Origin of the sequence: Maribacter flavus (assembly GCF_008386635.1) — a bacterium.
GTDB lineage: Bacteria > Bacteroidota > Bacteroidia > Flavobacteriales > Flavobacteriaceae > Maribacter > Maribacter flavus.
Genome location: NZ_VUOE01000002.1, coordinates 482,202 through 508,067, shown reverse-complemented (window position 1 = coordinate 508,067; position 25,866 = coordinate 482,202). Strand labels below are relative to the sequence as shown.

The window sequence follows — 25,866 nt, the reverse complement described above, 5'->3', positions numbered from 1 at the left end:
TTAGTAATTACGCCATTTTTTGGTGATTTCAAAAACATGGTTCAAAATATCGGCATCGGCATCGGTAAATTCCACACCTCTTCTGGCCATCATAACCTTTGCGGCCTCAAAGGCCTTGTTGGGCATGTAGGTGCTAAACCCAGAGGCCCCGCCCCAGCTAAAACTCGGCACAAAATTCCTAGGAAACCCGGGGACGTAAATATTTGAATTTACGCCGATTACCGTTCCCGTATTGAACATGGTGTTGATGGCCGTTTTGCTATGGTCGCCCATCATCAATCCACAAAATTGCAGTCCGGTCTGTTCAAATTTTTCGGTTGCATAATTCCACAATCGCACCTTGGCATAGTTGTTCTTAAGGTTGGAATTATTGGAATCCGCACCAATATTACACCATTCACCAAGTACGGCATTCCCCAAGTAGCCCTCATGACCTTTACTCGAATAGCCAAAAATAACAGCATTGCTCACCTCGCCACAAACCTTGGAATACGGCCCAATGGTTGTAGCCCCGTATAATTTACCGCCCATTTTTACAATGGCGTGGTCGCAGAGCGCCAGTCCGCCACGGATAAGGCTTCCTTCCCAAATTTCGGCATGCTTGCCAATGTAAATAGGTCCATCGGTAGCATTCAAAATACTGTATTCAACCTTGGCCCCTTCTTCCAAAAAAATCCGTTCCGGACAGATGAGACTATTGGTTTTTGATATGGGCCGACTTTCCCTGCCCTTGGTTAAAAAATCAAAATCCTCCTGTAGGGCTCTTTCATTGAGCGAAAAAATGTCCCAGGTATTTTTGACCTGGAACAAATCAAAATCATAAACAATTTCTTTGTACCCGCTCCAATCACCCTCGCTATGGACATTAGCAGACCTATATGCGATTATGATGTCGTCTTTTTTCAACACTTCCCGTTCCTTCAAACCTTTGACATTCTGAAGTAAGTCGGCACTGGGCAGTATACTTCCGTTAAGAAAAATATTATCCGATTGTAAAACCATCGGGAATTTAGCCTGTAGATACGCTTCCGTTTGGTAGCTACATGAGGTACTTAAATACGCCTCCCATTTTTCCTTGATGGTCATGATTCCAATACGAACTTCGGCCACCGGCCTTGTAAAAGTAAAGGGTAAAAGATGTTCCCGCACCGGACCATCAAAAAGAATATAGTTCATGGATATTTTTTTCAAAATTAATCATTAGACCAGGACTACCTATCCCATTCCAGTCTAAATGCCTAAAAATTAGATGCCATCCAATAAAAAACGCCTCCAAAATGTGGAGGCGTTAATTATCTTAAGAATAAAATAAGTCCTATTCCTCTTCTTTCGTTTCGGGTTTAGAGAATTTCTTGTATTTATTTTTGAACTTGTCTATCCTACCTGCGGTATCCAAAAACTTGGCTTTACCAGTATAGAACGGATGTGAAGTTCTTGAAATTTCTAATTTAACCAACGGATATTCAACACCGTCAACTTCTAAAGTCTCTTTTGTATCCGCTGTAGATTTGGTGATAAAAACGTCTTCATTAGACATGTCCTTGAAAGCTACCAATCTATAATTTTCTGGGTGTATTCCTTTTTTCATGTTAAAATCATTAACGCACCCATTCCAACGGGCACTTATTTTAAGGCTGCAAATTTAGTCAAATTATTAGAATTGCCAATTTATTAAAAGGAAAAAACATAAAATAAAATGATGCTATTTTGTAACTTTTTCACTTAGCCCTATACAAATTAGATAATCAACTTTTAAAACTTAAAAACAATGGAAGAAAATAAACCAAAAACAGGTAAGTATGCTTTGAACTATGGCCTTTTACTGGGAGGCGTAGGAATAATTTTCGCGTTCATGTTGTATACGGCCGATATGCATTACCAAGGAGGAATCGCGGTGATGTTGATAAGTCTTGCGCTTACTATAGCGGGTATCGTTTTGGCGATGATACAATTTAGAAAGGCCAACGGTGGCTTCATGTCATTTTCCCAAGCCCTTAAAGTGGGCGTTGGGGTGAGCTTGATTGCTGGAATCATTGGAATTATTTTTAATCAAATTATGGCCAATGTCATTGATCCCGATATGATGGCCAAAGCCATGGAAATGCAGAGAAATCAACTTATGGAGACTACCTCAATGACTCCAGAACAAATCGATGCGCAAATGGAAATGGGTAAAAAATTCTCCACTCCAACGATGCAGGTAGTTTTTGGACTTGTATTTAGCCTATTCATTGGATTCGTTATTTCACTAATCTCTGGACTGATTCTAAAAAAACAGGAAGAATAGAACTAATTTGTATTTTTGAAGGGAATTCCTAAAGTAAACAATGCAGTTATCCATAGTCATTCCCTTACTGAACGAGGAAGAATCGCTCAAAGAACTTCATGATTGGATTGTATCCGTGATGCAATCCAATCATTTTTCTTATGAAATACTGTTCGTGGACGATGGTAGTACTGACGGTTCCTGGAGTATCATTTCTAAGTTATCCGAGCTAAATCCCTATGTAAAAGGAATTCGGTTTCTAAAGAATTTTGGGAAATCCCAGGCATTGCACGCGGGATTCAATTTGGCTAAAGGCGACGTTATTATCACGATGGATGCGGACCTACAGGACAATCCCGAAGAAATTCCAGAATTATATAATCTTATCCAATCCAAGGAATATGATTTAATTTCCGGTTGGAAAAAGAAGCGATACGACTCCCTTATATTCAAAAACCTACCCTCCAAACTTTTTAATTGGGCGGCCAAAAAAACATCAGGTGTAAAATTGCACGATTTCAATTGTGGTCTAAAGGCCTATAACAAGTCGGTCGTAAAAAGCATAGAAGTATCCGGGGAAATGCACCGATACATTCCGGTACTGGCAAAGAATGCCGGTTTCAACAAAATAGGTGAAAAGGTCGTAAAACATCAGGCCAGGAAATATGGGCATACCAAATTTGGAATGGAACGCTTTATCAACGGTTTTTTGGATTTGATAACCATTTGGTTCGTTTCCAGATTTGGAAAAAGACCTATGCATTTATTTGGCGCTTTGGGCGTTTTGATGTTCATTATAGGTTTCAGTTTCGCACTATATTTAGGAATAGATAAACTTTTTTTAAACCCATTTGGTCGTTTGATTACGGATAGACCTGAATTTTATATCTCCTTGATTTCCATGGTAATCGGTACGCAGTTATTTCTAGCCGGATTCATCGGTGAAATAATAACCAGATCGAAGCGAAACGAACCCCGTTATCATATTTCCGAAGAATTAAATTTGCACTCGGAACAAACACAATATTCTTTGTAAATTTAAATAACACTTAAAACCAAAAATTACATGGATACCATTCTGGAAACCGCAAAAAGTTGGCTTACCGATTTTTTTGACCCAAAAGTAAAGGAAGAAATACAGCACCTTATTGATAACGACACAGAAGAACTTAAGGACCGCTTCTATAAAAATATGGAATTTGGTACAGGTGGTATGCGTGGTGTTATGGGGGTTGGAACTAACAGAATCAACAAATACACATTGGGTAAAAGTACCCAAGGACTCAGCAACTACCTCAAAAAAGTTTATGCCGGCGAAGATATAAAAGTGGTCATAGCATTTGACTGCCGCCATAACAGCGACACCTTGGCAAGAACGGTGGCGGAGGTATTTTCGGCCAATGGCATCCATGTGTATTTATTTTCAGAATTACGCACTACGCCAGAATTGTCCTTTGCAGTAAGACACTTGAACTGCCATGCAGGAATCGTGCTTACGGCATCGCATAACCCACCGGAATATAATGGTTACAAGGTCTATTGGACGGATGGAGGACAAATTGTACCTCCCCAGGACGGTGAAATTATATCCGAAATAAACAGTCTCGGTTTTGAGGATATCAATTTTAATGCCAATGAAAGCTTGATTACCGTAATCGATACCGATGTGGACGAGGCGTTTATTGAGGCATCGGTCAAGAACGGTAACTTCAATGCAGCCGGAAAGGACGATTTTAAGATCGTGTTCACTTCCTTGCACGGAACTTCGATTACCGCCATCCCCGAAGTATTAAAAAGAGCAGGGTATGAAAATGTAACCATAATTGAGGAACAAGCAAAGCCGGATGGTTCATTCCCCACGGTAAAATCTCCTAACCCAGAGGAATCCGAAGCCTTGTCCATGGCCGTTAAAAAGGCAGAGGAAATTGGAGCCGATATGGTTGTGGGTACCGACCCCGATAGTGATAGACTGGGAATCGCGGTCCGTAATTTGGAAGGCAAGATGCAAATTGTCAACGGAAACCAGGCCATGGTACTGATGACCAAATTTTTATTGGAAAAAAGAAAAGAAAAAGGATTCAAAGGCAATGAATTTATAGCCACGACCATCGTTTCCACACCCATGATGGAGGTGATGGCCAAGGCGTATGGCGTGGAATTCAAAACCGCATTGACCGGCTTTAAATGGATCGGAAAGATGATAAAAGATTTCCCCCAATCGGATTTTATTGGTGGTGGCGAGGAAAGTTTTGGTTATATGGTGGGCGATTTCGTGCGGGACAAGGATGCGGTTACGGCTACCCTATTGGCCTGTGAAATTGCCGCCCAGGCAAAGGCGAATGGCAGTTCCTTTTATAGGGACCTTATTGATTGTTACGTGGATTACGGTTTTTATAAGGAACACCTGATTTCCCTTACAAAGAAAGGGATGAGCGGTGCAGAGGAAATCAAACAAATGCTAAAAGATTTTAAGGAAAACCCTGTTGAATTCGTAGCGGGTTCCAAAGTAAAATGGATTGAGGACTACAATACGTCTAGGGCCAAAAACGTGCTGACAGGGGAAGAAAAACCCATCGATATCCCAAAATCCAACGTATTGATATATGAAACCGAAGATGGCACCCGAATCGCAGCAAGACCCAGTGGCACGGAGCCCAAGGTGAAATTTTACATCAGCACCAATACAAAATTGGACAAGGCAGAGAACTTTACTAAAGTATCCGCACAGTTGGATGCAAAAATCAAAAGCATCGTTAGCGAGCTCAATCTAGGTTAATGGATTATTTTAAAAAGATTCTGCTTTTTGCGAAACCCTATCGCAAATATGGATATCTGAACATATTTTTCAACATTTTATATGCGCTTTTCAGCGCGTTATCCTTCGCGGCCCTTATACCAATGTTGGATGTCTTGTTCGATAAAACAAAACAGGTATATCGGGCACCCCAATATCAGGATTTGGGACATTTGAAGGATTACCTTCAAGAATACATAAATTACAGAGTCACAGCGTATTCCGGAAACGATGAGATGAAGGGCTTGATTCTAGTAATTGGGCTGGTTCTAGTATTATTCCTTCTTAAGAACTTGTTCAACTACTTGGCCATGTTCTTTATTACCTTTTTACGAAATGGCGTCTTGAAGGACATCCGAAATAGGATGTACGAAAAGGTGGTGGAGCTACCAATTTCCTATTATTCCGAAAAAAGAAAAGGGGATGTAATCGCAAGGATAACCTCGGATGTATTAGAGATTCAACATTCCTTTCTTTCAATTCTGGAACTTATTGTACGTGAACCTCTTACAATTTTGTTTACAATATTGATAATGTTCGGGATAAGCTTTAAACTGACCCTCTTTGTATTCATTTTTATTCCCATTGCAGGTATGATTATATCCAAGATTGGAAAATCCCTTAAAAAGCAATCGGATAACGTACAACGGGAACAAGGCGAATTTTTATCGATTATAGAAGAAACTCTGGGTGGACTGAGAGTCATCAAGGCGTTCAATTCGGAATCCAAATTCTACAAAACTTTTTCAAGTTCTACGGAACGGTTCTTCAATTTTAGCAATATGTTATTGAATCGTCAAAATTTGGCCTCTCCAACAGGTGAGTTTTTGGGCATCCTGGTCATTGGTGTATTACTTTGGTTCGGTGGAAAAATGGTATTGATCGACAAAACTTTAGATGCATCCTCTTTCATTGCCTATATGGGTTTGGCCTACAACATCCTAACCCCTGCCAAAGCCATCAGTAAAGCTTCCTATGGCGTTAAAAAAGGGAATGCCGCGGCCGAACGTGTTCTGGAAATTTTGGAAACCGAAAACCCAATCTCGGAAATTGAGAACCCGGTTGTTAAATCCGACTTCCTCCAACAAATTTTGCTTAAAAATATCTCCTTTAAGTATGAGGATGAATACGTGCTGAAAAACTTCAATTTAACGGTTCCAAAAGGGGCCACAGTTGCTTTGGTAGGTCAATCCGGTAGCGGAAAAAGTACCATTGCCAATTTGGTGACCCGATTCTATGATGTTAATGAAGGTGAGATAAACATTGATGGTGTAAATATTAAAAACCTTTCCAAAAAATCCTTACGAGGTCTATTGGGATTGGTCACCCAAGATTCCATTTTGTTCAATGATTCCGTAAAAAACAACATCCGATTAGGCAAGGAAAATGCTACCGAAGCGGATATTATAGAAGCGGCCAAAATAGCGAATGCCCACGATTTTATAATGGAACTTCCAAACGGGTATGATACCAATATTGGGGACAGCGGCAATAAATTGAGCGGCGGACAAAAGCAACGCCTTTCCATTGCTAGGGCCGTATTGAAGAATCCGCCCATTATGATTTTGGACGAGGCCACCTCCGCCTTGGATACGGAAAGTGAACGCTTGGTACAGGACGCCCTCGAAAATATGATGCGAAATAGGACCTCTATTGTCATCGCACATCGCTTGTCAACCATCCAAAATGCAGATACCATTGTAGTTCTGAACAAAGGTGAAATAGTGGAACAAGGAAGCCATAACGAGCTTTTAAGCCAAAACGGTACCTACAGGAAATTGGTGGAAATGCAGTCTTTGGGATAATGGTTGTTGGTTGTTGGTTGTTGGTTGTTGGTTGTTGGTTGTTGGTTGTTGGTTGTTGGTTAAAATATCAATTTTTCACTTTCCGCTAAACGCTATTCGCATAACGCTGAACGCAATTCGCATTGGAATTTGAAATTTGAGCTAAAAGCTTAAATCCAGAAACTAACAGCTAATCATTTTTCATTTTCAACTTTTCACTTAACTCCTAACTCCTAACTCCTAACTCCTAACTCCTAACTCCTAACTCCTAATAAACTAAACCTTTTCGTACTTTAGTAGTCATAGTACAAAAAGCTTTCGGTTGATTGCAGAGGAAACCTTAGTCCAGGAATTAAAATCAAAGGAGACACAGTCCAAGGCCTTTGAGCAACTAGTTGCGAATTATAAGGAACGTTTATACTGGCATATCCGCAGAATTGTACTAAATCATGATGATGCTGATGATGTGCTTCAGAATACCTTTATTAAAGTGTATCGGAATATTGACGGCTTTAAAGGAGAAAGTAAACTGTTCTCATGGATGTACAGAATCGCGACCAACGAAGCGTTGAGCTTTTTAAAACAACAACGAACTAAACTGGGAGTGACCGATGGTGAATACCAAGACAAAATGGTTCAAAACTTAGAGGCCGATGTTTATTTTGAAGGCGATGAAATTCAATTGAAATTGCAAAAGGCAATCGCTACCCTGCCTGAAAAACAGAAATTGATTTTCAACATGAAGTATTATGAGGATTTAAAATATGAGGAGATTTCCGAGATTTTGGATACCACCGTTGGGGGACTAAAAGCCTCTTATCATTTAGCCGTAAAAAAAATAGAGGGTTTCCTCAAAGACGATTAAACCTTTTAATGAATTGAGAGTCATAGTAATAAGATGAACGAGAAGAAGACAAATAAAAATCCCTTCAGCACACCAAAAGGCTATTTTGATAGCTTTGAGGAAAGTCTTAGGGATAGGTTGACAAAGGAAAACTCACCTATCCCCAAGCAAGAGGGTTTTAGGATCCCTTCATCTTATTTTGACGATTTACAGTCCAGGCTTACCGCCAGACTGGAAGAGGAGAAAACCGTTCCAAAAGTCATACAGTTAACACCATTCAGGAAATTTATGGCCATTGCTGCGTCCATTGCGGCGGTAACCTTCTTGGCCCTTGGTATAAATTGGGGTAATGGCGAAGAGCTTAGTTTTACAGATTTGGCGAATTCCGAAATCGAAGCCTATTTTGACGATAATGAGCTGGATCTTTCCTCCGATGAAATCGCGGAGGTACTTCCTGTCCATACCTATGAAATAAACGACTTCGTACAACCACAATTAAGCGAGGACAATCTGTTGGATTATCTCAATGAAAATGTGGAATATTTTGAAGAATTAAATTTAGAAAACAATGAATAGACTATTTATAGCCATATTGATGTTGTTTACGACCCTGTCCTTTGCCCAAGATAAGTCCAGGGAAAAGATCAAGGCTCTCAAGGTGGCCTACTTGACCGAGCATCTGGAACTTTCTAGCAAAGAGGCTCAGGAATTTTGGCCAGTTTACAACGAATATGAAGAAAAAAGACATGAGTTGAGACACAAGCAATGGGTGGAGATAAAAAGCAAACTTAAAGACGTAGGGAGCTTGAACGAGGAGGAGGCTCAATCCCTCTTGTCCGCTTATCTTAAAATTGAGGAAGAGGAGGAAGAATTGGAAAAAGATTTCCTTAACAAGGTAAGTAAGGTAATTTCGGCGAAGAAAACCTTGGTCCTAATGCGTTCCGAAGAAGATTTTAAACGGCAGTTGATAAAGCAGTACCGCCATAATAAAGGCGGACGCTAGCATGTTCAAAAAAGAAATTTTAGACCTGACAGGTTTTGAAAACCTGTCAGGTTTTTTTTTAGTATCATTTTTCAGGGAAAGTTGCCTGAAGGTAAAGTTTGGTCATCTAAAAATCAGCTTGGAAATCCGATGCTTTCCAGCGGCATAGGCCACGGAATCCGATAAAAATCGGATGGTATAAAAACCTTCCTTGCTAAGCTGTGTCCATGCATCTCCCCCATCCGAAGAATAGGAAATTCCATTAAAACCGACTGCCACGATCGCTTTTCCATCGCGATTCGGCACAAATTGAATACAGCTCCTATAACCGGGATACTGACCATCGGCAATAAGTTGCCATGTTTTACCACCGTCCTCCGTTTTGATTTTATTTTGGGTATTTACTTCCGGTTTGGTGTAATCCCCTCCAATGGCAATACCTACATTTTGGTCGTAAAAATCAATGGAATAAATACCTTGTGTGGCAACTTCATTTTCCATGGGGGTCCCAATACTATTCCAAGTAGTTCCCCTATCCATCGTATGATAGATGCTACCGGTGGTCGTGGCTATCCAAGCCTGATTTCCCATAACTTCAATATTGGTGTTGCTCGCTGCAAAGGCTCCTTCGCCTTCCGTTCCCTCAGGAAGTTCATTACAAGGAATCTTTCTCCAAGTCGCTCCGCCATCCCTAGTTATTATGATACTCAAACATCCGTCCACGGTATCCCCTACGGCCAAACCTTCCAAGTTGTTCCAAAACATCATTGAATCATAAAATACGGTTTCGCCAACTTCGGTATACACCAATTCCATTTGCCCGTTGTCACCTGTTTTATAAAGCAATGCCGGACTCCCAACGGACAGCATGAAAAAATCGGAATTTGTATGTGCAACGGCCCTAAAGAAGGGTACAATACTATCGTATTTTATAGTATTGGACCGAATCTTTCCGGAAGCAACGTCTACAGTACCGTACACGCCGTCACTACCTGCAAAGGCCAAGGTATTTTGATCTAAAAATTCAATGGCCCGTATGCTCACGGAATCCAAAAAAACATCCTCCACTTCCACGGTTGTAAAAATCTTGACAACTTCTTTTTTGGAACAGGAGATAAAAACGAGAAGGAAAAATCCGAAGAAGGCTAAGGGGCGCATGTGTACAAAGTTTCTCAAAAATAAATGGAATCCACTCTAAAACAATACCTTTGCACCCTTAATTTTTTCTCATGAAGTTGCATAGAAACTTGGTATTCGCGGTAATAGATGCTTTGAACCTGATTTTTAACGAGGGCGAGTATGCGGATAAGGTTGTCCAAAAAGTGTTGAAGTTCGATAAGCGCTGGGGAGCACGGGACCGAGGGTTCATTGCGGAAACCACCTATGAAATGGTTCGATACAAAAGGTTGTATGCCGAAATTGCCGAGGTGAAAGCACCTTTCACCAGGCCCGACCTTTTTAGAATGTGGGCGGTATGGGCAGTATTAAGCGGGATTAAGTTGCCCGATTGGAAACAAATTGAACCTACCCCAGAAAGAAGGATTAAAGGTCGGTTTGACGAACTTTCCAAAATTCGAAAATACAGAGAGGCCATCCCTGATTGGATCGATGAATTGTGTGCCAAAGCCTTGGGTGAGGAACTTTGGACAGCCGAAATCGCAAAATTGAACGAGCCTGCCGAAGTCATCCTTAGAACGAATACCCTTAAAACCACGAAGGAAAAACTTCGAAAAAAACTTTTGGACGAAGGCATCGTTACCGAACCCATTAAAGGATATCCCCTCGCACTTATGCTTCCGGAACGGGCCAACGTATTCGTAACCCAAAGTTTTAAGGATGGACTTTTTGAGGTACAGGATGCCTCTAGTCAATTGGTAGCGGAACTTTTGGACGTAAAACCAGGGCAACGCGTTGTGGATACCTGTGCCGGTGCAGGAGGAAAATCCCTGCATTTGGCCGCATTGATGGAAAACAAAGGACAGCTGATCTCCATGGATATTTATGGCAGCAAGCTAAAGGAACTGAAAAGACGTGCCAGAAGAAATGGAGCGCATAATATAGAACCTAGGGAGATAACGTCTACCAAGGTCTTCAAAAAGTTATACGATAGTGCGGACAGGGTTTTGATCGATGCTCCCTGCACAGGTCTAGGGGTACTTCGTAGAAACCCGGATACCAAGTGGAAATTACAGCCGGTATTTCTGGAAGAGATTACCAAGACCCAACAGGAAATCTTAAGAAGTTACAGCAAGATCGTAAAAGCGGGTGGTAAGATGGTATATGCTACGTGTTCCATATTGCCCCAAGAAAACTCGGAGCAGGTAAAGACCTTTCTGACCTCTGAGGAAGGGAGCAAATTTACATTGGTGACTGAAAAGAAAATATTCGCCTCCAAAAGCGGCTTTGACGGCTTTTATATGGCCTTATTACAAAAAGAAACAACCAATTAACCGAACAAGGGCAATTGTTGGTCCCCTTGGGTATCGGTTTTTTTGACCGAAGTTTTCTCCGTAGGTTTTTGTCCCCACTTTTTCATGGCTTGAACAACTGGCATGAAGGTTTTGCCTTTGGCCGTAATAGTGTACTCCACACGTGGTGGGATTTCCGCGTACATTTTGCGTTCCAGGATTTGTGATTTTTCCAATTCCTTTAATTGCTTGCTCAACATTTGCTTGTTGATACCTTCTATGTTCTTTAGAAGCGTTGAGAATCGGTTGATACCCATGGAAACCCTGAAAAGGATAATCGGCTTCCATTTGCTACCTATTTCCTCCATACAGGCGGTTACCGGACAATATTCGGATGGTTTGTTCAAAACTGTGGTATTTAAAATGTAGATAATACTTTGATACACCCCAAATATAAAACATAGGTCTAAATTATAGACCGATGTTCGTTACTATTTTTTACTTAAAAAGTTATTCTTTGACAGTGGGATATTCCACGCCTAATTGTTCCAAATAACTGTCGTATTTGGTTTCGTCATAGTAATATTTTTGAAGCTCCTCCCTAAACTGGCCCTGTTTGTCCGTATTCAAGTAAATCGGTGGCATATCGGTTTCGGCGATCATTGGTTTATAGGTAGTTTCCTTTTGTTGTACGTTTTTAAAATAGTCCCAAGCCCCTTCGAGAAGTTCCGGCTTCGTTAAAAAATCCAGAATGGTCATGGCCTCGGCCTTGGCCCCGGCAACTACACCCTTGTGTGCAATGGGCGTGGCCATGGCGATTGCATTACTCCAATGGTGTCCCTGCAAGCCGGGAATATTGGATGGAAACCGCATGGTCACGGTAGGTACTTTCCATGAAATATCGCCAATATCGTCCGAACCGCCACTTACCGGCTCTTCCACCGGAAGTCCAAGGGGATCCAATTCCGTTGGCAAACCTTCAATTTTTTCGGAACCGACCTCTGTCTGTACGGCCTTGGCCAAGGTTTGGTCGGCCTCTGACCATTGCGGAAGTCCCACCTGCTTGATATTGTCATACATGGTTTCTGCAATGACCTTGTTATAATGTCTTGGCCACGCAGTTCCCAATACTTTGGAGCTCATGGTGGTACCCGTCATCAAGGCGGCTCCCTTGGCCATATCATTGGCAAGGGCATACATTTCCATAATTCCTTCATACTTTATGTCCCTAAAATAAAACCAGATAGCGGCCTTGGATGGCACTACATTGGGCTGGTCCCCTGCATCGGTAAAAATGGAGTGTGATCTTTTTAGGGGATGTAAATGCTCCCTTTTATAATTCCAGGCTATGTTCATCAGTTCGGCGGCGTCCAAAGCACTTCTTCCGCGCCAGGGCGAACCTGCGGAATGTGCCGCTTCTCCTTCAAAGGAATACTCCACGGATATCAATCCGGTACCCCTGGTGGGTCCGTAGGAGACACCTAAATTGTTCCCTACATGGGTAAAAATACACATGTCGATATCATCGAAAAGACCATCGCGCACATACCAAGCTTTGGCAGCCACCAGTTCCTCGGCGATACCCGGCCAAAGTATCAAGGTTCCCCCAATGTTCTCCTTTTCCATAATTTCCTTTACGGCGAGGGCCGACATGATATTCAGGGGAATACCGGCATTGTGGCCTTCACCGTGCCCTGGCGCTCCCTCAACAAGGGGCTTATGATAAGCAACCCCAGGGTACTGCGAAGCTTTGGGAATACAATCCACATCGCTTCCCAAAGCGATTACAGGGCCTTCCCCGTTGCTCCATTTCGCGAACCAGGAGGTTGGAATGCCCGAAAGCGAATTTTCGATTTCAAAACCATACTCCTGTAAAATCCCCGTAAGGTATTTGGAGGACTCCACTTCCTGAAAGCCAAGCTCGGCAAAACTAAAGATCTTGTCCACCATCACCTGGGCCATCTTTTTATCGGATTCGATCAAGGCATTGGCTTCCGTTTTAAATTTCTCGATCTGTTTCTTGGAATACTTTTTTTGGGCGAAGGTCAGCATGGCACAGGAAAGGCACATGATGAACGTGCATAGTCTTTTAGTCATTTTGGTCGATTATTGAATTAGTTTGTAAAAGGTACTAAAATATTGGATTGCAGGTATTCCCAAATTAAATAATTACCATATTTCAATTTAGGGGCTTCCTAATTTTAATTTTAAAGGTTTTGAACTAAAAAAAATCAAATAACTTTAATGCTAATGGAAACGATACAATGAAAAATGTTCCAATAGCCTTACTATTCATTTTGTTGAGTTCTTGCTATTTATTTCGTGGGAACGGCATCGACATAAATATTACCAATACTACCGAACAAAACATTTCCAATATCGTTGTAAAAACTTCGGAGAATACCGATAGTCTGGTTATCGAACTATTGGGCCCAAAGGAATCCAAATCCGGATTTCTAAAAATGGTGAATGCCAAGACCAATGGAAGCTATGTAGTGTTATATAACAAAGCGGATGGAGAAACAATTGAAACTGTGGGAGGATATTATAGTAACGGAATTTCTTTTTTGGATTTGATGCGTATTGAAATACAAAAGGATACAGCCTTGATTTACTTTACAGAAAATCCTTAGAGATGAATTTTATATCAACAATATTGGTTGAAAACTGTCCACCTTACACTATGAAAAATAAGGGTTAAAATCGTAATTTTGCATTTTCCAATTTGCAAAAGAAACGTACCGATATGATTCACTTTTTTGGAAACCCGGCAGCCAAAATTTTTGCCGTCCAAACCACCCAGGAAATCACGCTGGAAAATGAACAGAAATTAACATGGTTGTTCGGCAACCAACCCAAAATACATGTGGCGTCGCTGGACGCCTTTTTTGTTGGTCCAAGGGCCGCCATGATTACCCCATGGAGTACAAATGCCGTTGAAATCACCCAGAATATGGGGATTACGGGCATTCTTAGGATCGAGGAATTCAATGCCGTTTCTAAGGATTTTTACGATTTTGACCCCATGCTTTCCCAAAAGTACAAGGGCATCGGTCAGACTATCTATGATATCAACATACTTCCGGAACCCATTTTGGAAATAGCCGATATTGCCGGTTATAACCAAAATGAAGGTTTGGCCTTGAGCGATGAGGAAGTCGCCTATTTGGAAGGTCTTTCCAAGAAAATGGGAAGGAAATTGACGGATTCAGAGGTATTCGGTTTTAGTCAGGTAAACTCGGAACATTGTCGGCATAAAATTTTCAATGGCACTTTCATAATCGACGGCAAGGAAATGCCATCAAGCCTTTTCAAACTAATAAAAAAGACGAGCCAGGAAAACCCCAACGATATCGTATCGGCCTACAAGGACAACGTGGCTTTTTTAAAAGGACCCAAAGCCATACAATTCGCCCCAAAATCGGCCGACAAACCCGATTTTTACGAAGAGAGGGAGTTTGATTCCGTATTATCCCTAAAAGCCGAAACCCACAATTTCCCTACCACGGTTGAGCCCTTCAACGGGGCCGCAACAGGTTCCGGCGGGGAAATTAGGGACCGCTTGGCAGGTGGCAAGGGATCATTGCCCTTGGCAGGTACGGCGGTGTACATGACTTCATTTTCAAGGCTTGAAAAAGATAGGGAATGGGAACAGGCCATGCCAGAACGAAAATGGCTCTACCAGACCCCCATGGATATTTTAATCAAAGCCTCCAATGGGGCATCGGACTTTGGGAATAAGTTCGGGCAGCCCTTAATTGCAGGTTCCGTCCTTACATTCGAGCACGATGAAAAAGACTCGGCTCTTGGAGCGGAAGCCAGAAGATTGGGCTATGACAAGGTAATCATGCAAGCGGGTGGAATCGGTTATGGAAAAGCGGAACAGGCTTTGAAGGACACTCCGAAAAAAGGGGATAAAATTGTCATTCTTGGTGGCGACAATTACAGGATAGGCATGGGCGGTGCCGCTGTTTCCAGCGCGGATACGGGTGAATTTAGTTCCGCCATCGAATTGAATGCCGTACAACGTTCCAATCCAGAAATGCAAAAACGTGCCGCCAACGCAATCAGAGGTATGGTCGAAAGTGAAAACAATAGTATTGTTTCCATTCACGATCACGGTGCCGGAGGCCATTTGAATTGCCTATCGGAATTGGTGGAAGAAACCGGCGGCAAGATAGATTTGGACAAATTGCCCGTGGGCGACCCTACACTCTCGGCCAAGGAACTTATTGGGAATGAATCCCAGGAACGCATGGGACTCGTCATCGGACAAGAAAATGCGGCACTTTTAAAAAGGATTGCCGATCGTGAACGTTCGCCTATGTACGAGGTGGGCGATGTAACCGGGGACGACCGATTTACCTTTGAATCCAAAACAACCGGTGCAAAACCTATGGACGTGCAATTGGGGGATATTTTTGGAAGTTCCCCAAAAACGACTATGAGGGATGTTTCCGTCAAAAGGTCCTACAAGGAACCTGAATATGGATTGGAACACTTTTACGAATATTTGGACCAAGTCCTGCAATTGGAGGCCGTAGCCTGCAAGGACTGGTTAACAAATAAGGTGGACCGTTGCGTTGGGGGGCGTGTGGCAAAACAACAATGCGCTGGGCCCTTGCAACTGCCTTTGAACAATGTTGCGGTCATGGCCTTGGACTTTAAGGGAACCGAAGGCATAGCTACGAGTATTGGCCACTCCCCTATTTCAGGGTTGATCGACCCAGCCGCGGGTAGTAAAAATAGTATTGCCGAAGCTTTGACCAACATCATCTGGGCCCCGTTGAAAGACGGATTAAAGTCTGTTTCTTTATCCGCCAACTGGATGTGGCCCTGTAAAAACGAAGGCGAGGATGCACGGTTGTATCAGGCTGTCCAAGCGGTCTCGGATTTTTCCATCGCCCTTGGCATCAACGTTCCAACGGGAAAAGATTCCCTTTCCATGAAGCAGAAGTACCCGGATGGGGATGTAATCGCACCGGGCACCGTAGTTATATCGGCAGCCGCAAGTTGTAACGATATCAAAAAGGTAGTGGAGCCTGTATTGCAAAAAAATGGGGGTTCCATTTACTACATCAACCTTTCCAGGGACGCTTTTAAAATAGGTGGTTCTTCGTTTGCCCAAGTACGCAATTCCATTGGTTCTGAAGCTCCTACCATTCAGAACGACGATTATTTTAAATCGGTTTTCGACCTGATACAAACCTTGATTCAAAACGAGCAAATCCTCGCAGGCCATGATGTTGCGTCTGGCGGACTTATAACTACCTTGTTGGAAATGTGTTTTGCCGATACCCATTTGGGAGCTGATTTGGACCTGACCGATTTGGGAGAAACGGACACTATAAAATTACTTTTCTCGGAGAATTCTGGTATCGTCTTTCAACTTCGGGATAACCTGGTCGAAAAATTACTGGTCGATGCCAATATCGACGTAAAGAAAATAGGAACGGTGACCCATACGCCCGAACTTACCATCAAAAACGGTGGTATGGAAATGGGACTGAACATTGCGTCGTTACGTGATACTTGGTTCAAGACCTCCTATTTATTGGATAATAAACAAACGGCCAACGGACTTGCCAAGGACCGGTATGAAAATTATAAGCACCAACCCTTACATTATACATTTCCGAATTCAGGGCCCATCAAACTTCCTAGCCGAAACCTTGCCGAAGGACAGACCAGGCCCAAAGCGGCGATTCTTCGTGAAAAAGGAAGCAACTCCGAGCGGGAAATGGCCAATGCCATGTATCTGGCCGGATTCGATGTGAAGGACGTTCATATGACCGATTTAATTTCAGGCAGGGAAACCTTGGAGGACATCCAATTTTTAGGTGCTGTAGGAGGCTTTTCAAATTCCGACGTTCTGGGGAGTGCCAAAGGCTGGGCAGGAGCGATCAAATACAACGAAAAGGCCAATAAGGTCATCAAGGACTTTTTTGCCAGGCCCGATACCTTATCCATTGGAATCTGCAACGGATGCCAATTGTTCATGGAATTGGATTTGATAAATCCGGAGCACGATATACATGGAAAAATGACCTACAACGACTCCCACAAACATGAAAGCAATTTCACTTCGGTAAAGATCCTGGAGAACAACTCGGTCATGCTATCCTCATTGGCGGGCAGTACTTTGGGAGTTTGGATTTCACATGGTGAGGGCAAGTTCAAATTACCAAAAAACGAATGCGAGTACGGCATTGTAGCAAAATATGGGTACGAAGGCTATCCAGCAAACCCAAACGGCAGCGATTTCAATACGGCCATGCTTTGTGATAGATCGGGCAGGCATTTGGTGACCATGCCACATATTGAGCGATCCACCTTTCCTTGGAATTGGGCCTATTATCCATCGGATAGAAACGATGAAGCTTCTCCTTGGTTGGAGGCTTTTGTGAATGCCAGGGAGTGGTTATATCAAACAAATAAAGGAATTATTTATAACGGTTAATTTGATGCTATTAAGACCTGTCTGGTTTTTAAAACCTGACAGGTCTTGTCCCCAAAAACAGCTACTAAACATTGGTATTGCCATCTAAGGGAACGGCCACGGGAATACGTTAAGAAAAACAACCAATTGCATTTCATTTTCATTTACCATATTCATAATTATTAACAGGTAATTTTAATAGTACCTATTTAGAATCCCAAGTTCTTTCATTATTTTGCAAAAAAGTTTTACAAACCGACTATGCAAAAAGTTACCCGCCTCTTCGATTTTCCTTATTATCAATTGGAAAACTATCCATTGCAGAAAGCACTGGTCACCAAATACGATGGAAAATGGATATCCACATCAACCCAAGAATATATCGATAAAGCAAATGCAATTAGCCGAGGTCTAGTGCGTCTTGGCGTAAAACCCAACGACAAAATCGCCATCATCTCCATGACCAACCGTACGGAATGGAACGTTATGGATATTGGTGTTTTACAGTTGGGTGCACAAACCGTACCCATTTACCCTACCATTTCGGAAGAGGATTATGAATATGTATTAAACCATTCAGAGGCTAGGTTTTGCTTTGTTTCCTGTGCCGAAGTGCTTGCGAAAGTGAATTCCATCAAATCGAACCTAAAACATATTAAGGGAGTTTACAGTTTTGAAACCTTGAACGATTGTGATAATTGGCAGGCCGTACTAGACCTGGGCAAGGACGATTCCAATCAGGCCGAAGTGGATAAACTAAAAGAACAGGTCAAGGCAAATGACCTGGCCACGTTGATTTACACCTCCGGAACCACCGGAAGACCCAAGGGCGTGATGCTTTCCCATGACAACATTGTTTCCAATGTCATAGCGAGCGAACAACGGGTACCTTTTAACGCCGGGGCGAGTGCCCTGAGTTTTTTACCGGTATGCCACATTTTTGAACGAATGATTTTGTATCTATACCAATACTGCAGTATTGAAATCCACTTTGCGGAAGGCTTGGACAAGATCAGTGATAATATCAAGGAGGTAAAACCCAATGTAATGACGGTCGTACCCCGACTTTTGGAGAAGGTTTATGACGCCATCATCGCCAAAGGAAGTGCTCTGACGGGTATCAAGAAAAAGCTCTTTTTCTGGGCGGTATCCGTAGGACTTAAATTTGAACCTTACGGCGCCAATGGATGGTGGTACGAGCAGCAATTGAAACTGGCCCGTAAATTAATTTTTAGCAAATGGCAAGAAGGTCTTGGGGGCAACCTAACAACGATGGTTTCAGGAAGTGCCGCCCTTCAACCAAGGTTGAGCCGAGTGTTTGGAGCGGCAGGAATTCCTGTAATGGAAGGCTACGGACTTACGGAAACCTCGCCGGTAATTTCGGTCAACCAGGAAAAAGGTGGTGGTTGGAGAATTGGATCTGTGGGCAAGATCATTGACAAGGTCGAAGTGAAAATCGCGGACGACGGCGAAATCCTTTGCAAAGGTCCCAATGTAATGTTGGGCTATTATAAGGAACCTGAAAAAACCGCTGAAGTATTGAAAGATGGCTACTTCCATACGGGTGACATTGGTGAAATAGATGCCGACGGATTTCTACGGATTACGGACCGAAAAAAGGAAATGTTCAAAACCTCCGGGGGCAAGTATGTGGCTCCACAATTATTGGAAAACCGATTCAAACAATCCCGCTTCATTGAACAGATCATGGTCGTAGGCGAAGGTGAGAAAATGCCCGCCGCCTTGATACAACCAGATTTCGCCTTCCTGCATGATTGGGCGACCAAAAAAGGGCTGACAATCCCAGAGAATTCTGATATTATCCTAAATCCCGTGGTGTTGGAACAATACCAGACCGAGGTCGATTTGGCAAACGAGCAATTCGCGAAATGGGAAAAAGTGAAGCAGTTTAGGCTCACGCCAGATGTTTGGAGCATTGAAGGCGGTCACCTAACCCCTACCATGAAACTACGGAGGAAAATCGTTAAGGAAAAGTACATAGACCTGTACAACGATATCTATGGGCATGGATAAATCTAAATGAAATCCGTCCCCGTCTAAAATCGTGGCCAGAAAGTAATTCTGCTTCGAAAAGCAAATAGGGAATTTCAAAATTTCATAAATTTATTATGCATGCATAATAAATTTTTATATATTTGGTAACCAACTAAAAACCTTATGAAGGAAGTTACCATTGACTATGCCCTTCGTGCTACATGGCAGGCAGTAGCCCGAATGTACAATGAGGAAGCTAAGAATTTTGAAACTACAATGGCTATCGGTTTTACTTTATTGAGCATTGATCCAAAGACGGGTACGCCTTCCACTTCATTGGGGCCAAAAATGGGAATGGAAGCGACCAGCTTGTCCAGAATCCTAAAAAGTATGGAAGAAAAAGGACTGATCGAAAGAAAACCGAATCCAGCGGATGGACGTGGAGTTTTGATCCATCTTACAGATTTCGGACTGGAAAAACGGAAGGATTCCAAGGATGTTGTACTTCAGTTTAATGAAGTGGTAAAAAATCATGTATCCGAAGAAAAATTAAAAAACTTCTTTGAGGTTACGGAGGTCATCAACAAACTTATAGTGGATAAAAAGATTTACACAAAAAAAGCAACAACTAAATAATACAGCTTTATTAAAATGATCAAGCATATTAAAAAAGTAGCAGTAATTGGTTCGGGTATTATGGGTAGCGGTATTGCTTGCCATTTTGCCAATATCGGGGTAGAAGTATTGCTTCTGGATATTGTACCGAGGGAACTTACGGACAAGGAAAAAGCCCAAGGACTTACTTTGGAAGACAAAGTAGTTAGAAACCGCTTGGTAAACGATTCCTTGGCATCGGCATTAAAATCGAAACCTTCTCCCATCTACCACCAAAAGTTCGCCGATAGGATTACCACCGGAAATTTAGAGGACGATATTTCCAAGGTTAGTAAAGTCGATTGGATCATTGAGGTGGTCGTAGAACGATTGGATATCAAAAAACAAGTTTTTGAAAATCTGGAAAAACACAGAACTCCGGGAACCCTTATCACTTCCAATACGTCGGGGATACCCATAAAATTTATGAGCGAAGGAAGAAGTGAGGATTTCCAAAAGCACTTTTGTGGTACCCACTTTTTCAATCCAGCTCGATATTTAAAACTATTCGAAATTATCCCGGGCCCAAAGACGCTTCCTGAAGTGTTGGAATTTCTAAATGGATATGGGGAAAAGTTCTTGGGTAAAACATCCGTAGTTGCCAAGGACACACCTGCTTTTATTGGAAATAGGGTCGGCATTTTCAGTATTCAAAGTTTGTTCCATACGGTCAAGGAATTGAACATGACCGTGGAGGAAATAGATAAATTGACCGGGCCTGTTATTGGCCGACCAAAATCCGCCACTTTTAGGACCGTGGACGTAGTAGGCTTGGACACGTTGGTACATGTTGCAAACGGAATTTCTGAAAATTGCAAGGACGACGAGCGACACGAACTTTTTGCCCTGCCGGATTTCATCAAGACCATGATGGAAAACAAATGGTTAGGCAGCAAAACCGGACAAGGTTTTTATAAAAAAGTACAGGACGATAAAGGCAAGAGCGAAATTTTGACCTTGGATTTGGACACGATGGAGTATCGGTCCAAGAAAAGTGCCAAATTCGGAACCTTGGAATTGACAAAGACCATTGACAAAGTGGTGGACAGATTCCCCGTTTTGGTCGATGGAAAAGATAAGGCAGGAGAATTTTACCGAAAGAGTTTCGGTCAGCTGTTCGCCTATGTTTCGCATCGGATTCCAGAGATATCGGACGAATTATATAAGATTGACGATGCAATGAAAGCCGGATTTGGTTGGGAACACGGACCTTTCCAGATTTGGGATGCCGTAGGTTTGGAAAAAGGCTTGGAATTTATTAAAGCGGAAGACCAAACAGCCTCATCTTGGGTTGCCGACATGAAAGAGGCGGGTATTACTTCCTTCTATAGTGTGAAGGACGGCAACACCTATTTTTATGATATCCCTAAAAAGGAAATGGTTAAGGTACCGGGTCAAGATGCCTTTATCATTTTGGATAATATTCGTAAAACCAAGGAGGTCTTTAAAAATAGCGGTGTCGTAATTGAAGATTTAGGTGATGGAATCCTTAACTGTGAATTCCAGTCCAAAATGAACACGATTGGCGGCGATGTTTTGGCCGGACTAAATAAGGCCATCGACCTAGCCGAAAAGGATTTCCAAGGATTGGTCGTAGGTAACCAAGCCGCGAACTTCTCCGTGGGTGCGAATATCGGAATGATTTTTATGATGGCGGTCGAGCAGGAATATGACGAGCTCAACATGGCCATTAAAATGTTCCAGGACACGATGATGCGTATGCGCTATTCGGCCATACCCACCATTTCGGCACCACATGGGATGACCTTAGGCGGTGGTTGTGAATTATCGCTACACGCGGATAAGGTCGTAGCAGCTGCGGAGACCTATATCGGTCTTGTGGAGTTCGGTGTCGGTGTTATTCCAGGTGGTGGCGGTTCCAAGGAATTTGCCATGAGGGCATCGGATTCCTTTAAAAAGGGAGATGTGGAATTGAACGTCCTCCAGGAATATTTCCTGACCATTGGAATGGCCAAGGTATCGACCTCTGCCTATGAAGCCTACGATTTGGGCATCCTACAGCATGGAAAGGATATCGTGGTGGTGAACAAAGACCGACAAATTGCGACGGCCAAGGAATATGCCAAGTTAATGGCAGAATCCGGATACACCCAACCGCCAAAGAGAAAAGACGTAAAAGTATTGGGCAAACAAGCTTTGGGCATGTTCCTAGTGGGAACGGATTCTATGGAGGCCAGCCACTATATCAGCGAACACGATAAGAAAATCGCCAACAAGCTGGCCTATGTCATGGCGGGTGGCGATTTATCGGAACCAACCATGGTATCGGAACAATACTTATTGGATTTGGAACGTGAAGCCTTCCTTTCCCTTTGTACAGAAAGAAAAACCTTAGAACGTATTCAACACATGTTAAAAACGGGTAAACCGTTAAGAAATTAAAATCCCCTCTAAATCTTCCCAAAGGGAAGACTTATGAAAGCGGACTAACTATGAAAATTAATAACTACTAAATAATGACCCATTTTACTCCTTCTCCTTTGGAGAGGGCTGGGGAGAGGCTTATGAAAACAGCATATATAGTAAAAGGATATAGGACTGCCGTAGGAAAGGCGCCCAAAGGTGTATTCCGATTCAAAAGAACGGACGAACTGGCAGCGGAAACCATCGAACATATGATGAAGGAATTGCCGGGACTTGACAAAAAAAGAATCGATGATGTCATTGTTGGCAATGCCATGCCCGAAGGTTCCCAAGGTCTTAATATGGCTAGGTTGATTTCCTTGATGGGCCTGAACATTGTGGATGTACCAGGGGTTACGGTAAACCGTTTTTGTTCCTCGGGTATTGAAACGATAGGGATTGCTACGGCCAAAATCCAATCGGGAATGGCAGATTGTATCATTGCCGGAGGAGCAGAAAGTATGAGCGCGGTTCCCATGACGGGTTATAAAACCGAACTCAACTACGATTTGGTAAAATCCGGACATGAGGATTACTACTGGGGGATGGGAAATACCGCCGAAGCTGTTGCCAAGGAATTCAATGTTTCCAGGGAAGACCAGGACGAGTTTGCCTATAATTCCCACATGAAGGCATTAAAGGCACAAGCGGAAGACCGATTCCAAGACCAAATCGTTCCCATTGAAGTCGAGCAAACCTATGTAGATGAAAATGGAAAAAAAGCAACTAAAAAATATACGGTAACCAAGGATGAAGGTCCCCGTAAAGGAACATCCCTGGAGGCATTGGCAAAATTGCGTCCCGTGTTTGCAGCCGATGGCAGTGTTACGGCAGGAAACTCCTCACAAATGAGTGACGGTGCGGCATTCGTAATGGTCATGAGTGAGGAAATGGTCAAGGAGCTCAACCTTGAACCGATAGCCCGTTTGGTCAATTATGCGGCCGCTGGCGTGCCTCCCAGGATTATGGGAATTGGACCTGTAGCCGCCGTACCCAAAGCCTTGAAACAGGCCGGTTTAAAACAGGAGGATGTAGAATTAATTGAATTGAACGAGGCCTTTGCCTCCCAATCCTTGGCTGTCATCCGTGAATTAAAATTGAACCCGGATATAGTTAACGTCAATGGTGGTGCAATAGCCTTGGGTCATCCCTTGGGATGCACTGGGGCAAAACTATCGGTTCAGCTTTTTGATGAAATGCGCAAAAGGAACATGCAAGGGAAATATGGAATGGTCACCATGTGCGTAGGTACCGGGCAAGGTGCCGCAGGCATTTATGAGTTTTTAAATTAAAAGTCCCCTCTAAATCTCACCCAAAGGGTGAGACTTATTTGGGCATCGGAATAGATAAAAATTGTTTAACTAATAAAATTAACTGACAATTCCCCTCCGCTGGAGGGGTCAGGGGAGGCTTATGGAAACAACAGATAAAGAAATCCTTCGAGGAGGTCAATTTTTAGTGAAAGAGACTAATTGTGAAGACATTTTTACCTTAGAGGACCTCAACGAAGAGCAAAAAATGATGCGGGAGAGCACCAAGGAATTCGTGGACCGAAAACTTTGGGCCCATTGGGAACGATTTGAAAAGAAAGATTACGCCTATACCGAAGAGTGTATGCGCGAGGCGGGTGAATTGGGTCTTTTAAGCATCGCAGTTCCAGAAAAATATGATGGCATGGGAATGGGCTTCGTATCCACCATGTTGGTCTGTGATTATATTTCGGGGGCTACGGGTTCCTTCAGCACGGCGTTTGGTGCCCACACAGGAATCGGTACCATGCCGATTACCTTGTATGGAACGGAGGAACAAAAACAAAAATATGTGCCCAAATTGGCTACCGGTGAGTGGTTTGGGGCATATTGCTTGACCGAACCGGGTGCCGGATCGGATGCCAACTCGGGTAAAACCAAGGCCGTACTTTCAGAAGATGGCAAGTATTACAGTATTACGGGTCAGAAGATGTGGATTTCCAATGCCGGGTTCTGCAACCTGTTCATTGTCTTTGCAAGAATCGAGGACGATAAAAACATCACAGGTTTTATAGTCGAGAACGACCCGAGCAACGGGATTACCTTAGGGGACGAAGAGAAGAAATTGGGCATCCACTCCTCCTCTACCCGGCAGGTATTTTTCAATGAGACAAAGGTGCCCGTTGAAAACATGCTATCGGAGCGCGGAAACGGCTTTAAAATCGCCATGAACGCCCTGAACGTGGGTAGGATAAAATTGGCCGCAGCCTGTTTGGAAGCGCAAAGAAGGGTGATAAACGAGGCCACAAAATACGCCAATGAACGCATTCAGTTCAAGGTTCCGATCATGAGTTTCGGTGCCATCAAGGCGAAAATTGCGGATATGGCCACCAACGCATACGTGGATGAAGCGGCCTGCTATCGTGCCGCCAAGAATATCGAGGACCGAATCGCGATACGGGAGGCCGACGGTAACTCCCATCAGGAGGCCGAGTTGAAGGGTGTGGAAGAGTATGCCATTGAGTGCTCCATATTGAAAGTGGCGGTTTCAGAACATGTACAGCAAACCACGGATGAAGGAATACAGATTTTTGGTGGTATGGGCTTTAGTGCCGATACCCCGATGGAATCGGCCTGGCGGGACGCACGGATAGCCCGAATTTACGAGGGAACCAACGAAATCAACCGGATGCTATCCGTAGGCATGCTGATAAAAAAGGCCATGAAAGGCCATGTAGATCTACTAGGACCTGCAACCGCTGTTGGAGAGGAACTGATGGGCATACCATCTTTTGATACCCCCGATTTCTCGGAATTGTTCGCCGAGGAAAAGGACTTATTGAAACGGTTGAAAAAAGTGTTCTTGATGGTTGCAGGTAGTGCCGTACAGAAATTTGGACCTCAATTGGAAGAACATCAGCAATTGTTAATGGCTGCATCGGATATACTGATTCAGGTATATCTTGCGGAATCGGCATTATTACGTACCGAGAAAAATGCCAAGCGTTTTGGTGAAGATGCACAGGCCATACAAATTGCCATGTCCAAGCTCTATTTATATCGAGCGACTGAAATCATCATTCAGAAAGGAAAGGAGGCCATCGTTTCCTTCGCCGAAGGCGATGAGCAACGCATGATGCTTATGGGACTCAAACGCTTTACAAAATATACCAATAACCCAAATGTGGTGGCTTTACGTACCCAAATTGCGGATAAAGTCGCGGCAGACCAGGGTTATACCTTTGACTAATTCAGATTGCCCTTTTGTTTTGTTAGACAGAAGCAAAAACCGCCCCTATTTGGAGCG

At 43.1% G+C, this 25,866-nt stretch carries 20 protein-coding genes; 15 read left to right on the top strand and 5 right to left on the bottom strand.

Annotation, left to right across the window (positions count from 1 at the left end):
- Together F0361_RS12485 and F0361_RS12480 are read right to left on the bottom strand one after the other, a co-directional pair.
- Positions 1 to 1,176: a GlmU family protein gene (locus tag F0361_RS12485; protein WP_154918922.1), complete on the bottom strand. Its 1,176-nt coding sequence runs from the start codon at positions 1,174 to 1,176 to the stop codon at positions 1 to 3.
- A 139-nt stretch (positions 1,177 to 1,315) separates the two neighbouring features.
- A complete protein-coding gene (locus F0361_RS12480; RefSeq protein ID WP_154918921.1) occupies positions 1,316 to 1,588 on the bottom strand; it encodes a type B 50S ribosomal protein L31 in 273 nt (90 codons plus the stop codon).
- Between the two features lie 180 nt (positions 1,589 to 1,768).
- On the opposite strand from F0361_RS12480, the gene F0361_RS12475 reads away from it, so the two are divergent.
- The 7 genes from F0361_RS12475 (at position 1,769) to F0361_RS12445 (ending at position 8,691) form a co-directional block, all read left to right on the top strand.
- Positions 1,769 to 2,287 carry a DUF4199 domain-containing protein gene (locus F0361_RS12475; protein ID WP_138258972.1) on the top strand — a complete coding sequence of 173 codons (519 nt, stop codon included), beginning with the start codon at positions 1,769 to 1,771 and terminating at the stop codon, positions 2,285 to 2,287.
- A gap of 40 nt (positions 2,288 to 2,327) precedes the next feature.
- A complete protein-coding gene (locus F0361_RS12470; RefSeq protein ID WP_154918920.1) occupies positions 2,328 to 3,302 on the top strand; it encodes a glycosyltransferase family 2 protein in 975 nt (324 codons plus the stop codon).
- Between the two features lie 30 nt (positions 3,303 to 3,332).
- On the top strand, positions 3,333 to 5,042 hold the full coding sequence (locus F0361_RS12465) for a phospho-sugar mutase (RefSeq protein ID WP_154918919.1): 1,710 nt from the start codon (positions 3,333 to 3,335) through the stop codon (positions 5,040 to 5,042).
- On the top strand, positions 5,042 to 6,865 hold the full coding sequence (locus F0361_RS12460) for an ABC transporter ATP-binding protein (RefSeq protein ID WP_154918918.1): 1,824 nt from the start codon (positions 5,042 to 5,044) through the stop codon (positions 6,863 to 6,865). The genes F0361_RS12465 and F0361_RS12460 overlap by 1 nt, the downstream gene beginning before the upstream one ends.
- Positions 6,866 to 7,166: 301 nt before the next feature.
- Positions 7,167 to 7,709: an RNA polymerase sigma factor gene (locus tag F0361_RS12455; RefSeq protein WP_154918917.1), complete on the top strand. Its 543-nt coding sequence runs from the start codon at positions 7,167 to 7,169 to the stop codon at positions 7,707 to 7,709.
- A 33-nt stretch (positions 7,710 to 7,742) separates the two neighbouring features.
- Positions 7,743 to 8,264 (top strand): hypothetical protein, encoded by a 522-nt coding sequence (locus F0361_RS12450; RefSeq protein WP_154918916.1) that lies wholly within the window; start codon positions 7,743 to 7,745, stop codon positions 8,262 to 8,264.
- Positions 8,257 to 8,691, top strand: coding sequence for a hypothetical protein (locus F0361_RS12445; RefSeq protein WP_154918915.1), 435 nt, complete (start codon positions 8,257 to 8,259; stop codon positions 8,689 to 8,691). The genes F0361_RS12450 and F0361_RS12445 overlap by 8 nt, the downstream gene beginning before the upstream one ends.
- A 102-nt stretch (positions 8,692 to 8,793) precedes the next feature.
- On the opposite strand, the gene F0361_RS12440 is transcribed toward F0361_RS12445, so the two are convergent.
- The gene (locus tag F0361_RS12440) at positions 8,794 to 9,828 is read right to left on the bottom strand and encodes a WD40/YVTN/BNR-like repeat-containing protein (RefSeq protein WP_154918914.1); all 1,035 of its coding nucleotides are present in this window, start codon (positions 9,826 to 9,828) and stop codon (positions 8,794 to 8,796) included.
- A gap of 71 nt (positions 9,829 to 9,899) precedes the next feature.
- Here F0361_RS12440 and F0361_RS12435 point away from each other — a divergent pair, with 71 nt between their 5' ends.
- Positions 9,900 to 11,120, top strand: coding sequence for an RsmB/NOP family class I SAM-dependent RNA methyltransferase (locus tag F0361_RS12435; RefSeq protein ID WP_154918913.1), 1,221 nt, complete (start codon positions 9,900 to 9,902; stop codon positions 11,118 to 11,120).
- Here the strand turns inward: F0361_RS12435 and F0361_RS12430 are convergent.
- Together F0361_RS12430 and F0361_RS12425 are read right to left on the bottom strand one after the other, a co-directional pair.
- Entirely contained in the window at positions 11,117 to 11,485 is a 369-nt protein-coding gene (locus F0361_RS12430; RefSeq protein ID WP_211361170.1) for a winged helix-turn-helix transcriptional regulator, read from the bottom strand. The genes F0361_RS12435 and F0361_RS12430 overlap by 4 nt on opposite strands.
- A 103-nt stretch (positions 11,486 to 11,588) precedes the next feature.
- A complete protein-coding gene (locus F0361_RS12425) occupies positions 11,589 to 13,175 on the bottom strand; it encodes an amidohydrolase (RefSeq protein ID WP_154918912.1) in 1,587 nt (528 codons plus the stop codon).
- Positions 13,176 to 13,342: 167 nt separating this feature from the next.
- On the opposite strand from F0361_RS12425, the gene F0361_RS12420 reads away from it, so the two are divergent.
- The 7 genes from F0361_RS12420 to F0361_RS12390 all read left to right on the top strand — a co-directional run bounded on the left by F0361_RS12420 (position 13,343) and on the right by F0361_RS12390 (position 25,809).
- The gene (locus tag F0361_RS12420) at positions 13,343 to 13,711 is read left to right on the top strand and encodes a hypothetical protein (protein WP_154918911.1); all 369 of its coding nucleotides are present in this window, start codon (positions 13,343 to 13,345) and stop codon (positions 13,709 to 13,711) included.
- Between the two features lie 113 nt (positions 13,712 to 13,824).
- Positions 13,825 to 17,538, top strand: a complete 3,714-nt coding sequence (gene purL, locus F0361_RS12415) for a phosphoribosylformylglycinamidine synthase (RefSeq protein ID WP_154918910.1) — start codon at positions 13,825 to 13,827, stop codon at positions 17,536 to 17,538.
- Positions 17,539 to 17,778: 240 nt separating this feature from the next.
- Positions 17,779 to 19,551 carry an AMP-dependent synthetase/ligase gene (locus F0361_RS12410; protein ID WP_154918909.1) on the top strand — a complete coding sequence of 591 codons (1,773 nt, stop codon included), beginning with the start codon at positions 17,779 to 17,781 and terminating at the stop codon, positions 19,549 to 19,551.
- A gap of 144 nt (positions 19,552 to 19,695) precedes the next feature.
- Entirely contained in the window at positions 19,696 to 20,148 is a 453-nt protein-coding gene (locus tag F0361_RS12405) for a MarR family winged helix-turn-helix transcriptional regulator (RefSeq protein WP_154918908.1), read from the top strand.
- Between the two features lie 15 nt (positions 20,149 to 20,163).
- Positions 20,164 to 22,569 carry a 3-hydroxyacyl-CoA dehydrogenase/enoyl-CoA hydratase family protein gene (locus F0361_RS12400; protein WP_154918907.1) on the top strand — a complete coding sequence of 802 codons (2,406 nt, stop codon included), beginning with the start codon at positions 20,164 to 20,166 and terminating at the stop codon, positions 22,567 to 22,569.
- Positions 22,570 to 22,691: 122 nt separating this feature from the next.
- Entirely contained in the window at positions 22,692 to 23,882 is a 1,191-nt protein-coding gene (locus tag F0361_RS12395; protein WP_154920243.1) for an acetyl-CoA C-acyltransferase, read from the top strand.
- 121 nt (positions 23,883 to 24,003) lie between these two features.
- On the top strand, positions 24,004 to 25,809 hold the full coding sequence (locus F0361_RS12390; protein WP_154918906.1) for an acyl-CoA dehydrogenase family protein: 1,806 nt from the start codon (positions 24,004 to 24,006) through the stop codon (positions 25,807 to 25,809).
- Positions 25,810 to 25,866: the final 57 nt, after the last annotated feature.

What these genes read in the sequence shown, in the direction of transcription:
- F0361_RS12485 (WP_154918922.1), bottom strand. Translation starts at nt 1,176, where the DNA reads ATGAACTATATTCTTTTTGATGGTCCGGTGCGGGAACATCTTTTACCC.
- F0361_RS12480 (WP_154918921.1), bottom strand. Translation starts at nt 1,588, where the DNA reads ATGAAAAAAGGAATACACCCAGAAAATTATAGATTGGTAGCTTTCAAG.
- F0361_RS12475 (WP_138258972.1), top strand. Translation starts at nt 1,769, where the DNA reads ATGGAAGAAAATAAACCAAAAACAGGTAAGTATGCTTTGAACTATGGC.
- F0361_RS12470 (WP_154918920.1), top strand. Translation starts at nt 2,328, where the DNA reads ATGCAGTTATCCATAGTCATTCCCTTACTGAACGAGGAAGAATCGCTC.
- F0361_RS12465 (WP_154918919.1), top strand. Translation starts at nt 3,333, where the DNA reads ATGGATACCATTCTGGAAACCGCAAAAAGTTGGCTTACCGATTTTTTT.
- F0361_RS12460 (WP_154918918.1), top strand. Translation starts at nt 5,042, where the DNA reads ATGGATTATTTTAAAAAGATTCTGCTTTTTGCGAAACCCTATCGCAAA.
- F0361_RS12450 (WP_154918916.1), top strand. Translation starts at nt 7,743, where the DNA reads ATGAACGAGAAGAAGACAAATAAAAATCCCTTCAGCACACCAAAAGGC.
- F0361_RS12445 (WP_154918915.1), top strand. Translation starts at nt 8,257, where the DNA reads ATGAATAGACTATTTATAGCCATATTGATGTTGTTTACGACCCTGTCC.
- F0361_RS12440 (WP_154918914.1), bottom strand. Translation starts at nt 9,828, where the DNA reads ATGCGCCCCTTAGCCTTCTTCGGATTTTTCCTTCTCGTTTTTATCTCC.
- F0361_RS12435 (WP_154918913.1), top strand. Translation starts at nt 9,900, where the DNA reads ATGAAGTTGCATAGAAACTTGGTATTCGCGGTAATAGATGCTTTGAAC.
- F0361_RS12425 (WP_154918912.1), bottom strand. Translation starts at nt 13,175, where the DNA reads ATGACTAAAAGACTATGCACGTTCATCATGTGCCTTTCCTGTGCCATG.
- F0361_RS12420 (WP_154918911.1), top strand. Translation starts at nt 13,343, where the DNA reads ATGAAAAATGTTCCAATAGCCTTACTATTCATTTTGTTGAGTTCTTGC.
- purL (WP_154918910.1), top strand. Translation starts at nt 13,825, where the DNA reads ATGATTCACTTTTTTGGAAACCCGGCAGCCAAAATTTTTGCCGTCCAA.
- F0361_RS12410 (WP_154918909.1), top strand. Translation starts at nt 17,779, where the DNA reads ATGCAAAAAGTTACCCGCCTCTTCGATTTTCCTTATTATCAATTGGAA.
- F0361_RS12405 (WP_154918908.1), top strand. Translation starts at nt 19,696, where the DNA reads ATGAAGGAAGTTACCATTGACTATGCCCTTCGTGCTACATGGCAGGCA.
- F0361_RS12400 (WP_154918907.1), top strand. Translation starts at nt 20,164, where the DNA reads ATGATCAAGCATATTAAAAAAGTAGCAGTAATTGGTTCGGGTATTATG.
- F0361_RS12395 (WP_154920243.1), top strand. Translation starts at nt 22,692, where the DNA reads ATGAAAACAGCATATATAGTAAAAGGATATAGGACTGCCGTAGGAAAG.
- F0361_RS12390 (WP_154918906.1), top strand. Translation starts at nt 24,004, where the DNA reads ATGGAAACAACAGATAAAGAAATCCTTCGAGGAGGTCAATTTTTAGTG.